Annotated in this window: 14 protein-coding genes; 10 read left to right on the top strand and 4 right to left on the bottom strand. The window is 61.2% G+C overall.

The window, feature by feature from the left end; all coding sequences use genetic code 11:
* Window position 1 precedes the first annotated feature (1 nt).
* Entirely contained in the window at window positions 2-511 is a 510-nt protein-coding gene (locus tag MK208_RS08575; RefSeq protein WP_294115934.1) for a serine acetyltransferase, read from the bottom strand.
* 169 nt (window positions 512-680) lie between these two features.
* Here MK208_RS08575 and MK208_RS08570 point away from each other — a divergent pair, with 169 nt between their 5' ends.
* The 3 genes from MK208_RS08570 to MK208_RS08560 are packed head-to-tail and all read left to right on the top strand — an operon-like array spanning window position 681 to window position 5039.
* Window positions 681-2732: an acyltransferase family protein gene (locus MK208_RS08570; protein ID WP_294115932.1), complete on the top strand. Its 2052-nt coding sequence runs from the start codon at window positions 681-683 to the stop codon at window positions 2730-2732.
* The gene (locus tag MK208_RS08565; protein ID WP_294115929.1) at window positions 2729-4294 is read left to right on the top strand and encodes a GMC family oxidoreductase; all 1566 of its coding nucleotides are present in this window, start codon (window positions 2729-2731) and stop codon (window positions 4292-4294) included. The genes MK208_RS08570 and MK208_RS08565 overlap by 4 nt, the downstream gene beginning before the upstream one ends.
* Window positions 4287-5039: an SDR family oxidoreductase gene (locus MK208_RS08560; protein ID WP_294115926.1), complete on the top strand. Its 753-nt coding sequence runs from the start codon at window positions 4287-4289 to the stop codon at window positions 5037-5039. Before MK208_RS08565 ends, MK208_RS08560 begins: the two co-directional genes overlap by 8 nt.
* Window positions 5040-5204: 165 nt before the next feature.
* Here the strand turns inward: MK208_RS08560 and MK208_RS08555 are convergent, their stop codons facing one another.
* On the bottom strand, window positions 5205-5954 hold the full coding sequence (locus tag MK208_RS08555) for a WecB/TagA/CpsF family glycosyltransferase (RefSeq protein WP_294115923.1): 750 nt from the start codon (window positions 5952-5954) through the stop codon (window positions 5205-5207).
* A 191-nt stretch (window positions 5955-6145) separates the two neighbouring features.
* Here MK208_RS08555 and MK208_RS08550 point away from each other — a divergent pair, with 191 nt between their 5' ends.
* The 7 genes from MK208_RS08550 (at window position 6146) to MK208_RS08520 (ending at window position 13976) form a co-directional block, all read left to right on the top strand.
* Window positions 6146-7279 carry a Gfo/Idh/MocA family oxidoreductase gene (locus MK208_RS08550; RefSeq protein ID WP_294115920.1) on the top strand — a complete coding sequence of 378 codons (1134 nt, stop codon included), beginning with the start codon at window positions 6146-6148 and terminating at the stop codon, window positions 7277-7279.
* Window positions 7276-8253 (top strand): NAD(P)-dependent oxidoreductase, encoded by a 978-nt coding sequence (locus tag MK208_RS08545; RefSeq protein WP_294115919.1) that lies wholly within the window; start codon window positions 7276-7278, stop codon window positions 8251-8253. The genes MK208_RS08550 and MK208_RS08545 overlap by 4 nt, the downstream gene beginning before the upstream one ends.
* Window positions 8250-9473 carry a glycosyltransferase family 4 protein gene (locus tag MK208_RS08540; RefSeq protein ID WP_294115916.1) on the top strand — a complete coding sequence of 408 codons (1224 nt, stop codon included), beginning with the start codon at window positions 8250-8252 and terminating at the stop codon, window positions 9471-9473. The genes MK208_RS08545 and MK208_RS08540 overlap by 4 nt, the downstream gene beginning before the upstream one ends.
* Window positions 9470-10438: a glycosyltransferase gene (locus MK208_RS08535; protein ID WP_294115915.1), complete on the top strand. Its 969-nt coding sequence runs from the start codon at window positions 9470-9472 to the stop codon at window positions 10436-10438. The genes MK208_RS08540 and MK208_RS08535 overlap by 4 nt, the downstream gene beginning before the upstream one ends.
* A 2-nt stretch (window positions 10439-10440) precedes the next feature.
* Window positions 10441-12555 carry an NAD-dependent epimerase/dehydratase family protein gene (locus MK208_RS08530; protein ID WP_294115912.1) on the top strand — a complete coding sequence of 705 codons (2115 nt, stop codon included), beginning with the start codon at window positions 10441-10443 and terminating at the stop codon, window positions 12553-12555.
* Window position 12556: 1 nt separating this feature from the next.
* On the top strand, window positions 12557-13084 hold the full coding sequence (locus tag MK208_RS08525; protein ID WP_294115909.1) for a hypothetical protein: 528 nt from the start codon (window positions 12557-12559) through the stop codon (window positions 13082-13084).
* A 91-nt stretch (window positions 13085-13175) separates the two neighbouring features.
* The gene (locus MK208_RS08520; protein WP_294115907.1) at window positions 13176-13976 is read left to right on the top strand and encodes a CpsD/CapB family tyrosine-protein kinase; all 801 of its coding nucleotides are present in this window, start codon (window positions 13176-13178) and stop codon (window positions 13974-13976) included.
* A 24-nt stretch (window positions 13977-14000) separates the two neighbouring features.
* On the opposite strand, the gene MK208_RS08515 is transcribed toward MK208_RS08520, so the two are convergent.
* Both MK208_RS08515 and MK208_RS08510 read right to left on the bottom strand, forming a co-directional pair.
* Window positions 14001-15080, bottom strand: coding sequence for an extracellular solute-binding protein (locus tag MK208_RS08515; protein WP_294115905.1), 1080 nt, complete (start codon window positions 15078-15080; stop codon window positions 14001-14003).
* Window positions 15071-16906 (bottom strand): ATP-binding protein, encoded by a 1836-nt coding sequence (locus MK208_RS08510; protein ID WP_294115903.1) that lies wholly within the window; start codon window positions 16904-16906, stop codon window positions 15071-15073. The genes MK208_RS08515 and MK208_RS08510 overlap by 10 nt, the downstream gene beginning before the upstream one ends.
* Window positions 16907-16971: the final 65 nt, after the last annotated feature.

Below are 16971 nucleotides of genomic sequence, written 5' to 3'. Positions count from 1 at the left end.
CTTAGTCGCCGTATCCCGGCTTCAATTTCAAGACCTTCGCAGGTATTCCGCCAACCACAGCCCCGGCGGGCACATCGCCTGTGACCACCGCATTGGCGCCGACTTCAGCATCCGCGCCAATTGTTAGAGGACCAATCACCTTCGCGCCCGCGCCGATGTCCACATGGCCTTCCAGCACCACCGCGCCAGACAGGGTCACCTGATGCATCAGTTGGCAGTTTGGTCCAATGGTGGCGTTTGGGTGCACAATGATGCCGGTGGGATGCGGCAGCCGCAGCCCGCCTGCGATCTGCATGTTCAGATGCAGCTCCGACTGAGTAATCACTGACCAAAAACGGTGGGACAGCACCCAGCGTTTGGACGCCAGCTTGCCAAGCAGACCACCCCGCGCCTTGGCCGCTTGATAACGGCGCAGCGCGCGCAGCAGCTTGGGTCCGGGATCCCAGAAGCCTCGTGGCACTTCTCGCGACCAATCCGGCTCTGTGGCGGACACATTTTGGTCAGTCTGCACAGCATTTGCCTCCGCGCCAAATCCCGCAAAAGCGGGCCGTTTCAAAGCGTTGTCGCAAAACCTCTGTGTTAAAGCAACTTAACTCTGCTGTGCGGTGGCGCTTGCGGCGCAGGGAGGAGTTATGTTTTTTGGAGAAAAGCAAAAAAGCAACCCAAGGATGCGCAAGCGCATGAGCACCCAAGAGTCGCCTGAGGTAGAAACCTCCGCGCCCAAACTTGCCGCTGATTTGAAAGCCGCGAAAGGCCACCGAGCGGAGATCGACGGGCTGCGCGCCATCGCGGTGCTGGCGGTGGTGTTTTATCATTTTGGCGTGCCGGGATTTGGCGGTGGTTTCATTGGGGTTGACGTCTTCTTTGTGATTTCCGGCTTTCTGATCGGCGGCATCCTATGGCGCGAACAGCAGGAGACCGGGCGGCTGGCCTTGGGTCAATTCTACATCCGCCGCATCAAACGCCTTGCACCAGCCTATTTTGTCATGGCCTTTGTGGTGTTGATCATTGGCGCGCGGATCCTGTTGCCCAATGACTTCCGCGAAACCGCCAAAGGCGTGATTGCGGCCACAGTTTATCTGTCAAACGTTCTGTTTTTCCGCCAATCCGGCTATTTTGACGGGGCGGCTGAAGACAAGATCATGCTGCACACCTGGTCTCTGTCGGTGGAGGAACAGTTCTACATTTTCCTGCCGCTACTGTTTTTGCTGTTTGCCCGCAACAAAACTGTGATGCTCTGGGCTTTGGGCGCGGTGTTTGGCCTGTCGTTTGTCAGCAATCTGGCGACCACGCCCGTGTCCCATCCGGCGGCCTTCTTCCTGTTCCCCTTCCGCGCTTGGGAGCTTTTGGTCGGTGTTGGCTTGGCCGTGCTAAACATCGAACGGCCCGATCTGTGGCGCCGTCACCAAGCGCTGAGCTGGGCCGGGCTAGCGTTGGTGCTGGCCTCGGTTGTGTTGGTGGTGCCGGGCGAGGGCTTCCCCGGCTGGCAGGTGATCTTCCCGGTGCTCGGCACCGTGCTGTTGATCGGCAATGGGCAGGATGACAACTGGGTCAACCGTGGCCTGTCGATGCGCATCCCCGTGCTGATCGGGCTGATCTCCTATTCGCTCTACCTCTGGCATTGGCCGGTCTTTACCTTCACCAAATACCTGCAAGGTCAGTATCGCGGTCCCGGCGAAACGTCACTTTGGATCGCGATTTCCTTTGTGCTGGCCGTGCTCTCCTGGCGCCTGGTGGAACAGCCGGTGCGTCAGGCCAAGAACCTGCCGACCTGGGGTCTCTTGTTCACCGCCGCGCTGGCCTCGGTCAGTGTGGTGGGCCTGTCGTTTATGGTGTTCAAGGCAGACGGCATGCCGCAGCGCTTTGGCCCACAAGCGCAGGTGCATATCGCGGCTACCGGTGACTTTCTGCAGGATTTCTCTGATTGTTACGTGCCCGACGAAGGACCGTTTGAGGGCATCGAGATTTGCCCGATTGGCCCCAAGGAAAGCTCACCGAGCCTGATCATCTGGGGCGATAGCCATGTGCGGGCCTACTACGAGGGTCTGAAGCAAGCCGCGCGTGAGGCCGATCGCAGCGCCTTGGTGATCTGGCGCGCGGGCTGTGCCCCGGCCTTTGATCTTGAAAAACGCGAAAGCGCGGCCACCCCGGCACAGGATGCCGCCTGTGCGGACGCCAATGCGCAAATCCGCAAGGCGCTGCGCGACATGCGCCACCTGCAAGACGTCATCCTGATCGGGCGCTGGTCTTACTATGCCTCCGGCAAAGGCAGCGGCAGTGACGCGCACAACACCATCCGCCTGCGCAGCGACGTTTATGGCAATATGACCCAGGACGCGCTTTTGGGTACCGCTTTGGCCGCCACGGTTGCCGATATTGGCGATCTGGACCGACAGGTCTACATCCTGCGCCAACCGCCGGAAATTCAGAATTACCACGCCCCGAAAGTCGCTCGCGCGCTGGTGCATGGCCGCCTGTCGGAGCAACTGGCCCGCAGGATTGGGCAGATCACCGTGACCGACGCTCAAACCCGCGAACGCGGCGCGGCGGCGGCCCTGGCCAAAAGCGGCGCAACCATCTTGGACAGCTGGGGCTGGTTTTGTGACCAATTCCTGTGTGACGCGGTGCAAGGCGGCGTGGGCCAGTATTTTGACAACAACCACGTGACCAATTCGGCGGCGCGGCGGATGCGCTCGGTGTTTTACCCGGTCATGGCCCGGGCCACGCAATGACCACGCTTGCCGAGGCCAGCGGCACCTCTTGGGACGTGATCGTCATTGGCACCGGCATGGGCGGCGGCACCATTGGCCGCTATTTGGCGGAACAGGGCCTGTCGGTGCTGTTTGTCGAGCGTGGGCCAACCGGTGTTCGCGCTGAAGAACAGGAGCTCAACCCCAACATTTGGGACCGCGAGGCGAGACTGGTGCGCGGTTATTGGCCCGAACCTCTGGAAGCGACAGTGAACGGGATGACCACCACCTTCCACGCACCGTTGGGGGCCGGTGTGGGCGGCAGTTCGGTGTTTTACGCCGCCACGTTAGAGCGCCCCGCGCCGCATGATCTGGACCACAGCGACGCCCGCCCGCACCCAACCGGCGGCTGGCCGGTGTCATACGAGGAGATGGCACCCTATTTTGACCGCGCCGAAGCGCTGTATCACGTGCGCGGCACGCCAGATCCCTTGCAGCCAGACGGCAACCTCTTCCCGCCAACGGTGATGAGCGCGACAGATCAAGGCTTGATGTCGGCCATGAAAGATATTGGGCTAACCCCGTATCGGGGCCATATGGCCGTCCGCGAAGAGGACGGGTTTGAGCAGTATTTGGGCCGCAAGTGTCCCAACGATTGCAAGATGGATGGGCGCTCCGCGGGCGTGGAGCCTGCTTTGGAAACCGGCAACGCGGCCCTGTTGGACTTTTGCGAAGTGCAGGAAATTCTATCCAAGGACGGCACTGTGATTGGCCTCAATGTGGCGTGCAAAAACAAAGAAGCCACGCTTACCGCGCGCAGCTATGTGCTGGCTGCCGGAGCGCTGCATTCTCCGCGCCTGTTGATGGCATCGGGAAATTTGGGCAATGGAAATGACCTTGTTGGCCGCAACCTGATGTTTCACCTCAACGAGATGTTTGCGCTCTGGCCGCCCAAAGGCAAACACAGCGCGGGGGCGTCCAAATCCCTCGCCTTTCGCGATCTGTACCATCAGGACGGACAGCGCTTTGGTATGGTGCAGGCTTTGGGGGTTGAGGCGCGCTATGGTGAGATTGTGCATTATCTCAACATGGCCTTTGACCGCTCGCCATTGCGCAAGCTGGGCTGGCTGCGTCAGTTCACCCGCCTGCCCGCCGCGATTGCCGTGAAACTGTTTGGCAGCGCCAAGATCTTTGTCGGCATCTTGGAAGACCTGCCCTATGCGGAAAACCGCGTGTTTCACGATCCCGCTGATCCGCATCGTTTGGCGATCACCTATGACATGGCACCGGAACTGCTGTCGCGGCGCAAGGCTTTCCGCAAAGCTCTGAAGCAGCGCCTCAAAGGCATCCGCATGGCGTTCACCGGCGCGGGGCCGGAACTGAATTTTGGCCACCCCTGCGGTACCTTGCGGTTTGGTGATGATCCCAAAACCTCGGTGCTGGATCGCAATTGCAAAGTGCACGGCACGAAAAACCTATGGGTGGCGGATGCGAGCTTTATGCCCACATCCATGGGGGTGAACCCGTCGCTGACCATCGCCGCCAATGCGCTGCGGGTTGGGGAGGTTGTGGCGGCAGAACTGATGGAGACCCAAAATGGCTAAGCTACTGGCGGTCATCACTGGCGCGAGCTCTGGATTGGGGCGGGCCTTGGCGATAGAGCTTTGCGGGCGGGGCCTGCTGGTCGCGGGTTTGGGACGCCGTGAAGACGCGCTGCGCGAGACAGCGGCCTTGGCGGGTGACAGCTTCACCCCTGTGGTGGCAGATGTCTCCAACCCCGCGCAGGTACGCGCCGCTTTTGACAGCATCCGCGCCATCGCGCCGGTCTCGATCCTGATCAACAACGCCGGGGTTTATCCGCACCGCGACATGCTGGACGAAACGCCGGAAAGCTTTATGCAGACTGTCGCCATCAACCTTGGTGGCACGGTGGCTTGCACGTCTGAGGCGCTCAAGGACATGACCGAGGCAGGGCGCGGCCGCATCCTCAACGTGTCGAGCTTTGCGGATATGCACCCCCTGCCCTGCAGCGCAGCTTACTCCGTGTCCAAAGGCGCGGTGACAACTTTCTCCCGCGCGTTGGTGGCCGATTTTGGGGATCGTTTGCCCAAGATTGTGATCAGCACATGGATGCCCGGCATGCTCAACACGGAGATGGGTTTGGCCGAAGGGCTTGATCCAGCCGTGGCGGCCAAATGGGGCGCCGGTCTGGCGCTTTGGCAAGATCCGTCGCTGAATGGTGCGGTGTTTGAAATGGATCGGGAAATCCTGCCGCCGCGCGGTTTGAAAGGGCGCCTGAAAGATGCGGTGCGATTGAAACGCCGCAAGCCGCGCGTCATTCCGACCTAGCCCGAAAAGTGGCGTGCCCTGCACGCCGCCGGGCAGCGCCCGACCGCCCCCATGGGCGGGCGCTTCTGCACCCTCGCAAAACCCAAAAACCCACTCACACAGAGGGAACCCTAGCGCGCGCAAATAGATCAAAGCACGCCCACCCGCGGTCGGGCTCTGCCCGACTTAGTCCCGCTGCGCGCATGCCTCTTTCATCAGGCGCGGCAATATCCCGATACAGCGCAGATAGCGCCCGGCCAGTCGCGCCGGATTGCTCAGCGCACGCCAGAGCCATTCCAGCGCCAGCTTCCGGACCCAAGCCGGGGCACGGTTTTGCGTGCCTGCGAGGAAATCCAATCCCGCCCCAATGCTGGCAAAGCCCATCTGCGGCACAACCTGTCGTCCCCGCGCGGCCAACCGTTCCTGCTTCGGCGCGCCAAGCGCCAGAAACGCCATCCGCGCGCCCGCCTCGGCAGCTTGTTTCAGCACAGCCTCTGCCGCAGCGCTTTCGGGATCAAACCCCATGGGTGGCGCAATACATGCCGCGACCTCCAATCCCGGTGCTTGTGTTTTTAAAGCCTCCGCCGCCGCGGCCAAAGCCTCCTCCGTGCTGCCAATCAAGGCTACCGGCGTGCCTTCCTCAGCTGCCCACCGCGCCAATGGAACCACCAAATCTGCACCCGGCAGCAGGTCCACCGGTTTCCCGGCCTTGCGCGACAACCACACAATGGGATTGCCATCCGCCACCACAAAATCCTGCGCCAGATAGGCAGCGGCAAAGACTTCATCTTTGGCCAGCTTCACCAAATGATCGAGATTGATGGTCGCCAGCGCAAAGCCTTCATGGGCGGCAAACCGGTCCCGCACCACGCGCTCCAAGGTGGCGCGATCAGCAACATTGACCGTGACCGGCCCTTTGATGGTGGAAAACTGCACGTTGGCCGCCCCTCGATCCTGAAATTTGGCACAGTTTAACAACTCCCGCTGGCAGCGTCAGAAACTGTGCGGCAATTTCCCTCAAGTGGTTCAAAACCGCCACAATTCCCCTGCCCAAGCGCCCTGCCTTGGTGGTATTTCGCGCCAAAATACCTATAGTCATGCCGTATTGGTTCAAAAGGATTCCCACCATGTCAGCCGCCCAAACCCGCAGTGTGTCGATCATCGGTTGCGGCTTTGTCGCCGACCTCTACATGCGGTCGTTTGCAGCCCACCCCGACATCGCGGTGACGCAGGTGTATGACCATGATCCAGAGCGCCTGAAAGCCTTTTCCGACCACTGGAACCTGCACACCGCGGACAGTTTGGAGCGGTTTCTGGGCAACCTGCCGCAAGGCTCTCTGGTGTTGAACCTGACCAACCCCGGCGCGCATTACGAGGTCTCGCGAGCCTGCTTGGAAGCAGGACATCACGTCTATTCCGAAAAGCCTTTGGCCACCGATATGGCTGACGCCATCGCGCTACATGAGCTGGCCGCACAAAAAGGCCTGCTGTTGTCTTCTGCGCCCTGCTCGGTGCTGGGCGAGGCGGCGCAGACCCTGGGCAAAGCCATTCGCAACGATGTGGCTGGCTCCGTGCGCCTGATCTACGCTGAGTTGGATGACGGTTTCATCCCACAAGCGCCCTATGTCGATTGGACGAGCGAAAGCGGCGCGCCCTGGCCTGCCGAGGACGAGTTTGCCGTCGGCTGCACACTGGAACATGCGGGTTATTACCTGACCTGGCTGATTGGCATGTTTGGCAGCGTGCGCCGCGTGGTGGCCGCCTCTGCCGAATGTCTGCCGGGCAAAGAAATCACCGGCACGCCAGACTTTTCCACCGCCACGCTGTTCTTTGAAAATGGCATCACCGCGCGGCTGACCTGCTCGATTGTGGCGAGTCATGACCACAAGATCCGCGTGTTTGGCGACAAAGGCGTGCTGCAGGTGAAACAGGCCTGGGACAATGACGCACCAGTCAAATTCCACCGCCGCTTCACCCTGCGCCGTCGGCTGGTCGAACATCCAATTGGCACGCGGCAAAAGATCAAAGGTGACACCCACCCCAAGGTGGAACGCTGGGGCGCGGCGGCGATGAACTTTGCCCTTGGCCCTGCCGAAATGCTCGATGCCTTGGCCGAGGGACGTCCATGCCGCCTGTCGCCGGATTTTGCCCTGCACCTCAACGAGGTCACGCTGGCCATTCAGAATTCCGGTGCTGATGGCTGCGCACAAGATATGACAACGCGCTGTGAGCCGATGGCGCCCATGCCTTGGGCCACATGAGCAGGGCCACCCTTGCCATAACAGGCGCCACGGGCTTTATCGGGCGCCACTGCGTGGAGCAGGCCCGCGCCGAGGGCACTGCGTTGCGTTTATTTGTGCGCGATATGGCGAAAGTGCCCGCTGACTGGCAAGCAGACGAAACCGTTGAAATCGTTGCGATGGACCTGACTTCTGCGGGCGACGGTCTGGCGCAGGCTTTGACCGGCATCCAAACCCTGATCCATTGCGCCGCCACGCTGTCCGGAGATCAGGAACGTGACACGGTGGCGGCCTCGGTGGTGGTGATCGACGCGGTGATCGCGGCGCAGGTGCCTCATGTGGTACTGGCCGGCTCGCTGTCGGTCTATGATGTGAGTGGCGTGCCCAAAGGCGGCACGGTGGACGAGGCCACAGCGGTGAACGCCGACGGGCGGGATGCCTACGCGCAGGCCAAACTCACCCAGGAAACGCTCTTCCATGACGGCGCATCGCTCTACGGCTATGCGCTCTCGATCCTGCGTCTTGGGGCCGTCTGGGGGCCGGATCACCTGTTCAATGCCCATATCGGGCCGGCGGTTGGCAGTACGTTGCTAAAAATCGACGGCGGCGGCGAAGTACCTCTGTGCCGCGTCGATTTGGCTGCCGAAGCGCTGCTTAAAGCAGCCCATGAAAACACCGGCGTCGGCACACTCAACGTGCTGGACGATGATCGGCCCAGCCGCGCGGCCTTCCTGACCGCGTTTCGCGCCTGTGGCTGGCCCAAACGGGTTTTTCCCACACCGCTGGCCCTCTGGCGTCTGGCGGCCTTTGTCACACCGGACAGCGCCGCCATGCCCGGTCTTCTGCGCCGCGCCGTGCTGGAAGCCCGCCACCGCCCCGTTCATTATTCAAACACCATGATGCACAATCGCCTTGGCCCTGTCACAATGCTGCCCTTTGCGGCTGCGATGCAGGCTGCGATTGAGCAGCAAGAGCAGCAGGCCCCGCCGTCGTGAGCGACACAGACAAGACCCCCATCGCCTATTTGACTGGCGAATACCCCCGCGCCACCGATACGTTTATCCAGCGCGAGGTGGCCGCGTTGCGCGCCCAAGGCCAGCCGGTGGAAACCTGCTCCGTGCGCCGCACCGGTGTGGAGCATCTGGTGGGCGACGAGCAAAAAGCCGAGGCCAAAGCCACCTTTTATATTCTTGCTGCCGCCAAATCTCCGGTCATTCTATTGGGCGCGGTTTTTGGGGCACTGATACGCAACCCTATCCGGTTCTTTCGGGCTGCGATCTTAGCGTTTCGCACCTCGCCTCCGGGGCTGCGCAACCGCATTTTTCAGCTGTTCTACTTTCTGGAAGCGGCCGTGCTTGCGGCCCATTTGCGCAAGAAAGGCGTGCGGCATCTGCACAACCACATCGCCAAATCCTCCTGCACCGTGGCCATGCTGATGAGCGAGCTGTCGGGCATTCCCTACAGCTTCACGCTGCATGGGCCGGACATCTTCTTTGCGCCGGATCATTGGCGGCTGGACGAAAAGATCAAACGCGCCAAATTTGTCGCCTGTATCAGCCATTTCTGCCGCTCGCAGGCGATGGCGTTTTCCAATCCCAAACATTGGTCCAAGCTGCATATCATCCACTGTGGCGTGGAGCCCGCGCGCTATGACGCGGGCGAGGATCCGGTGGAGACCAATCTTTTGTTCGTGGGGCGCCTTGCGCCGGTCAAAGGCCTGCCAATTCTGCTGCGCGCCTTGGAGCCGTTGAAGGCAGAATTCCCCAAGATCCATCTGACCGTGATTGGGGATGGGCCGGGGCGAAAGGCACTGGAAAAGCAGACGAAGAAAGCAGGGCTTGCGGAAAACGTGTCGTTTGTGGGCTACAAGTCGCAATCCGAAGTGGCCGAGGCGCTGGCTGCCTCTGACCTCTTTGTCCTGCCCAGCTTCGCCGAAGGCGTGCCGGTTGTGTTGATGGAGGCCATGGCCGCGCGCCGCCCCGTTGTGACCACGCATATTGCGGGCATTCCAGAATTGGTGACCGATGGCGCCTCTGGCCTGTTGGTGCCACCGGGCAACCCACATGCATTGGCCGAGGCCATTGGCAAAATCCTCGCCAATCCGGCGCGCGCCACCGCCATGGGTATTGCCGGCCGCGCCATGGTGGAAAAGGCCTTTGACATCAACAAAGAAGCCGCGCGATTGGGCGATCTGCTGGGCGGGGGCCAAACATGAGCACCACCGCCATCATCATTGGCCGCAACGAAGGCAAACGTCTGATCGCCTGCCTCGCCTCGCTAAAGGCACAGGGTGTAGAGATGGTCTATGTCGACAGCGGCAGCTGGGACAATTCCGTCGCCGAGGCCCGCAAGGTTGGCGCGCTGGTGGTGGAGCTGGACAACAGCCTGCCCTTCACCGCCGCCCGTGCCCGGCAGGCGGGGTTTGACGCGCTGGCACAAACCGGTGACCTGCCGGATTTTGTGCAATTCGTGGACGGTGATTGCATCGTGGTTGATGACTGGATCGCAGCCGGGGAAAAAGCCTTGAGCGAGGATGGCAGCCTGGGCCTGATCACCGGCTGGCGGGCGGAGCTTTATCCCGAACGCAGTGTCTACAACGCGCTGTGTGATTTTGAATGGCACAGGCCAGCAGGTGAAATTGTCGCCTGTGGCGGCGATATGATGGTACGCTCCAAGGCCTTTGTGGAAGCCGGTGGGTTTGACGCCACGGTGATTGCGGCTGAGGACGACGAATTCTGTGTGCGCCTCGCCAAAGCCGGTTGGAAACTACGCCGCCTGCCACAGGAAATGACCCGCCATGACGCTGCCATGCTGCGCTTTGGGCAATGGTGGCAGCGCGCCGTACGCACCGGCCATGGCTTTGCCCAAGTGGGCTGGATGCACCCGCCGTATTTCCGCAAGGAACAACTGCGCGGCGTGATCTATGGCTTGCTCCTACCGCTGCTGGCGCTCTGGGGCCTGATGGGCAGCGCCTTGCTATTCCTGTTGGTGCTCGCGCTCTATGTCGCCAACTACATCCGCACCAAAAACGGCCTTGTCCGCGAGGGGCTGCCCTATTGGGAAGCCTGGCGTCACGCCCGCCTTCTGACCCTGTCCAAACTGCCCAACGTGATGGGCATGATCCTGTTCCACTGGCGCCGCATCCGTGGCCGCGCCATGCGCATCATCGAGTATAAATGAGCATGAACACATTGTCCGACGACCGCCCGATCCGCGCCGCCCTTCTGGGGGCTGGTTACATCGCTGACTGGCACGCCGCCGCCATTCTGGCCACACCAGGCGTGGAGCTGGTCGCCGTCTGTGACCAATCCCGCGCCGCTGCCGATGCGCTGGCGCAGACCTATGGCATTGCCGCCTATACCGATCTGGACAAGCTGCTCGCCGCCAAAGTCGCCGACGCCATCCACATCGTCACGCCCCCCGGCACGCACCGGGCGCTGGCCGAAACCTGCCTGGCCACAGGGCATCACGTGTTGGTGGAAAAACCGGTGGCGATCTCCGGTGTGGAGACCGCCGAAATCCAGCAGATCGCTTCTGACGCAGGCCGCGTCTTTGCCGCCGGGCACAACTTCATGGGCACGCCAGGCTATCAGCGCCTGAAAACCCGGCTTGAGGCCGGTGAGATTGGCCGCGTCGCCAGCGCGGAGATCAACTGGAACTTCCCAATGATGCCGCTACGCTCCGGGCCATATGGCTTGTGGCTGCTGCGAGAGCCAAAAAACATGCTGCTGGAGCTGGGTCCGCATTTATTTGCCTTTGCCGTGGACCTGTTTGGCCCACTGAACGTAGAGCATCTGAGCCTGTCCAAACCGGTCGAAATCCCCGGCGACACAACGCGTCCGCAGGGTTGGCGCATTCTGGCGTCGGCTGGGGATGTGTCGGTCACGCTGAACCTGTCGTTGGTGGAAACCATGGACGACCGATCGGTGATCCTGCATGGCTCCACCGCCACCGCGCGCTATGACTACGCCCACGACGTGCTGACCGTGGACGCCGAAAACGCCGCCGACATTGTCGCCAACCCCTTCCTGCGCCAGATAGGCTTGGCCGGCCAGCATCTGCGCGAAGGCGTGGTGAATGGCGCGCGGCAGTTGGTGTCTCTCAATCGCAAATCGCCTTACGGATTGTCCTTTGCCGGGCTGACCGGAGCTTTTTACAGCGCCATCCGCTCGGGCCGCGACTTGGACGCACGGTTCCATGGCGACAACGCCACACTGGTGATGCAGGCAATTGACGATGCCATCGCGCTCATGCCGAAACCTGCCAAAAAACCGAAACCGGCGAGCCGCGCCAAGCTAAGACCGTCTGTTCTGGTGATTGGCGGCACCGGCTTCATTGGTCGTGACCTGACCCGCGCCTGGGTTGCCAAAGGCCGCGATGTGCGTGTGCTGTCGCGCGGCACCTCCGGGCCGTTTGATGACATTGCCGACCATGTGGAGCTGTTTGGCGCCAACCTGCGCGATCCGGATCAACTGGCCGAGGCCATGGACGGCATCGAGATTGTCTACCACCTTGGCAAATCCATGGATGCTACCTGGGAGGCTGCGTTAAAAAACGACGTAGCGGTGACGGAAACCATCGCCCAAGCGGCACAGGCGGCGGGTGTGAAACGGTTTATCTACACCGGCACCATCGCCAGCTATGACATGTCCGATCCCAGCGTGACCATTCGCGAGAGCTTGGGTTTTGGCGATGACATGAACGACCGGAACATCTATGCGCGCTCTAAGGCCGAATGTGAGGCGCGGCTGCTTGAAATGCATCGCAAACACGGCCTGCCGCTGGTGATTGCCCGCCCCGGCATAGTGCTGGGCAAAGGCGGTCCGTTACAGCATTGGGGCATTGGCCGATGGCATGGCGCGGGCGCGGTGCGCATTTGGGGCAAGGGCAAGCACATCCTGCCGTTTGTGCTCAACGAGGACATCGCCGAAGGGCTGATCCTGATGGCGGAAAACGATGACGCTTTGGGGCAGAGCTTCAATCTGGTGGGGGAACCGATGTTCTCCGCCACCGATTATTTTGACGCGATCCACGCCCGTCTAGGCGCGCGGATCAAAGTAAAACCGGGCAACCTGACCGCGTTTTACGCCTCTGCCTCGGTGAAATATGTCCTGAAGAAACAGGTGCTGCGTCGTGGCGGGCTATCCAACCCGTCCTTGGCCGATTGGAAGAGCCGCGCGCATTTCTCGCCGTTTGACAACAGCCTGCCCAAAAAGGTGCTGGGCTGGGAGCCGGAACGCCGCCGCGATGTGTTCCTGACCAAGGTGATTGATGAGGCCAACCTGCTTGGCTTCTGACATGTCGCTTATCGTTGTCACCGACATCCATGGTGCGCCCGATGAAGCGCTGTGCCTGAGCGCGGGTTTGCCGGGCGTCGACCGCCTATCCCTTGCCGACCTTTGCGATCAACCGCCCCTCAGCGGCGAAGCCCTACACCATCACCTGTTCCAAGAAGACGGCATGGCGCGGGCAGTGCGCAGACTTTGCGACATGATGGCTGACCAGCCCGCTCTCATTGGCCTCGGCTACAGCGCGGGCGGCACGGCCCTGTGGAGAGCCGCACAAGCCGGCGTTCCCCTAACTGGCCTGATCTGCGTCTCCTCTACGCGGTTGCGGGACGAGCGCGCTCTGGCGATCCCAACCCAGGTCTATTTTGGTGACAACGACCCCGGACGCCCTTCCGAGGCTTGGCTGACCACCGTGCCCGCCACCGCCACTCTGTTGCCCAACGCGGCCCATGCCTTCTACGCTGAGGTAGACCACCCTGCGCGCGCGCAAGTGGCCGCAGACATCGCCGCCACCATCACCCGCTGGACCGCCGCTTAACCCCACACGTCCCCCTATCTCCGCAATGGTGCCTTTCTTTTGTCCGCATTGCCCTGATAGTTTTGCCCCAAACAGAGCGGATTCACGCGCCATGAGCACAGATCAGACCCACGAGACCGACCTCCCAGAAGAGGAGGCCACCGAGGCATCAAGTGACGCATCTTATGAGGAGGCGCGGCTGCCTGTGGTGCATGACCCGGATGTGTTCTGGGAAGGCTTGACCGTGGCCGCGCTCAAGGATGCGGATCTGGAGAAGAACTTCATCGTCAGCGCCACCCGCAGCCATCCGGCCCATGCCGCCTTTGACATGCTGCGCACCCGTCTGTTGCAGGCGCTCAACGAGCATGGCTGGAGCCGCGTTGCTGTGACCGCGCCCACCCGTGGCTGCGGCAGCAGCTTTGTCACTACCAACTTGGCCATGGCGTTTTCACGCCTAGAGTCTGTGCGTACCGTCTTGCTGGATATGGACTTGCGCGCGCCAAGCCTGGCCGAAACCTTGGGCATCTCCGCAAAAGACAGCATGGCGGATTACCTCAGCGGCGTGATCGCGCCGGAGAACTTCCTGCAACGGGTGCAGCCCAACCTCGCCGTGGCCTTAAACGACAGCGCCAGCGAGAACTCCGCGGAACTGTTCCAAAACGACATCGCAGCCGAAGTGCTCGAAGAATTGGAAGAGGCGCTCTGCCCCGATCTGATGCTGTTTGACATGCCACCCGCGCTGGAATTTGACGACGTGCTGGGCTTTCTGCCCAACGTCGACGCGGTTCTGGTGGTGGCGGGCGGCGGTATTTCCACCGCCGAGGACATCACCAAGGTTGAGCAAATCCTTTCGGAGGTGAAACCTATTCTTGGCGTGATGCTCAACAAGGCGGACGGGCCGGTCTCTTACTGACCCACCCAAACGCGTTTTCTCTGGTTACAGACCCAGCTGCATCCGGCGCCAGCGCCGGTCCAGAATGCGTTTTTCGGATCCCGTGCGCGGCGTCAACATGAACAGCTTCTCGCGTCGGTCTTTCGGCGCCACCTGTTCCAGAATCTCCCGATCCAGCTCCGCCAATGCCTCGTGCGACACCGGAATATCTGTCAAGGCGAGGGAGAACTGCGAGACTTTTGCCAGCACTTCCGGCTCATTCATATAGCGCAGCAGATCATGGCTGTGCTCCGGATGGCCTGTGTCGCCAGGATACACCAGCACATCGGCCCACAGCACGGTGCCCTCTTGGGGCACAAAATACCGCACCTCATTACGTCCCAGCAAAGACTGCGGCGCCAGCGCGTCGCTGCTCCAGGTCAAGGCCACGCAGGCCTCATTTTGCAAAACCTGTTCCTGCTGACTGCCGTCAATGGTGTGCACGTAAGGCATGATGCCTGCAAGCAACTCAAAGGCTGCGTCCAGATCTTCTTCGGCCATCGAGTTTGGATTGCGGCCCAGATAGTTGAGCGCAATTGCCACCACCTCTTGCACCGCATCCACTATGGTGATGCCACAATCCGCAAGCTCGGCGGCATACTTCGGATCAAACACCAGATCCCAGCTGTTGAGCGCCGTTTCCGGCACGCGTTCTAACACATCGTCGATGTCCACCATCACGCCGGTGGTGCCCCACAGAAACGGCACCGCATACTCGCTGGCCATGGGCACGGCTTCTTCGAGCTTTTCCATCAGCTGCGGATGGCTGCCATTCAATTGCGCCCGAATCTTGGCATCAAAGGGACGCAGCGCATCAATGCTCACCAAACGCGGCATAACCTCCACTGGCACAACGGCGAGATCATACTCGGTGCCACCAGCGGCGAGACGGGCCTCGGCCTCATCTGCCACCATAAAGGTGTCGACCACCACATTCATGCCATGGCGCTCGCCAAACTCCTGCACCACCTCCTGCGGGATCGTGTTGTTCCAGGCGTAAAACCACACCGCACCTTCGCCCGCCTGTACTGGCACGCTCAAGGCACCGGTCATCGCCGCGGCCAGTGCAAAACTCTTCAGGCGCATGCGCCATCCTCCTGTGTCTCGGACTCAGACGGCCAGTGCCGCAACAGCTCCGCCTTCAGCGCATTGCGCGTGACGGGTTTTTCCACATAGCCGGACATGCCGGCGGCTACGGCCTCGTCCCGATGTTCCGCTTGCGCATTTGCGGACAGGCCCACAATTGGCACCGTGGCGGCCTTGTGCCGCGTGTCAGCCCGAATGGCGCGGGTGGCCTGCAAGCCGTCCATCATCGGCATACGCACATCCATCAAAATCAGGTCCGGTTCGCAAATCGCGGCCTTGTCCACCGCCTCCAGCCCGTTGGACGCAGACAGCACCTCGCAACCCAGATTCTCCAAAATCTTGCGCGCCACCACCTGATTGACGCGGTTGTCATCCGCCACTAGCACCCGTTTGCCAAACTGCATCGCCTCAGACGGCGCAGGCTCCGCAATCACTGCGGTGGCGTTGCCCACCGGCAGTTCCAGAATGAACTCCGAGCCTTCGCCCAGCACGCTTTCCGCCGTGATCTCACCACCAAGGGCCTCACTCATGCGCTGCACAATCGACAGGCCCAGCCCAGTGCCACCAAACTGCGTGGTGGTGCTGGAATCGGCTTGCTCAAACTGATCAAAAATCCGTTCCAGAGCGCTCGGCGCGATGCCAATCCCGTCGTCTTTCACCACAATCCGCAAGCGGCGCTCTTCACCCTTGTGTGGCGCGACATCTTCCAGATGCAGCTCAATATTGCCCTGCTCAGTGAACTTCACCGCGTTGCCCACAAGATTGGCCAACACCTGCCGCAACGCCTGGGGTGCGCTGTGCACAAACCACCCGGTCTCGGTTGGAGCCGCATGCACCGTCAGCGCCACGCCATTCTTGGCAGCCTGACCCGAAAACAGCTCGGCGGTTTCCTGACACAGGGCCTGCACGTCAAAGGCTTCAAATTTCAGCTCAACCTTACCGGCCTCGATTTTGGCCAGATCAAGTACGTCATTGATCAGTTGCAACAGCGCCCGCCCGCTGCTCTGGATCATCGACAGCATGCGCTTTTGCTCCGGCTCAAGCCGCGTGTCCTTGAGCACATCCGCCAATCCCAAAACGCCGTTCAGCGGGGTACGGATTTCATGGCTCATTGTGGCCAGGAACATCGATTTGGCATCAGAAGCCGCCTCGGCCCTACGCCGGTTGCGCTCGATCTCGGACTGCGCCCGGATCACGTAACGCTCCATCGGGATGTGCACAAATCGTGCCGCTAACCCCGCCCCAAAGAGCGTGATCACCAGCGCAAAAATACCGTAGGTGACTTGTTTGTCCGCCGCTTCCTGCGCGGCGGCCAGTTCCGCCTGTTTGATCCGGTTGAAGATCGGCAAGAGACGCATCGCCAGATCGCCAGCCATACCTGCCGCGCGGGCGACGTCGGTCATGTTCTGACGTGGGTCCACCGCCACATCAGCCAGGAAAAGCACGTCCTCAAGCTCCAGGAGCGGGTTCATCGCGTCCCGCCGCAGGATGCTCTGCCCTTCAGATGAGAAGGTCTTGAGGGTTTTCTCCTGCGAAATCCGCTCTGCCGCCTCTTCGGCAGCATGAGACGCGCGCCGTACATGTGCGCGCGAGTTCACGCCGCGTTGCGACGCCGGTGCGATCCGCAGTTCCTGAAATGCCATCGACATTTCCGACAGCGACAACAAAAGCGTGTCCATGGAAGCTGTGTTCTGGTTGCGTGTTGCCACCGTATCGCGCCCCATAAGCGCCACCCCCATGGCTGCGATTGCGGCCGCGAGCACAATGCTCAGCGCGATGCCGCTTCGCCAGCGGAGATACCGTCGTGTGATACGCAAATTCGACATGCTGCGGTCTATCTACAACTCAAAAAATCTACCGGAAAATGAGTGCCAGCAGGTGGTTAAAGTAG

This window comes from Shimia sp. (assembly GCF_022448905.1).
GTDB lineage: Bacteria > Pseudomonadota > Alphaproteobacteria > Rhodobacterales > Rhodobacteraceae > Shimia.
Note: the sequence above shows the minus strand (reverse complement) of the source record. Positions and strands in the feature narration are given on the sequence as shown.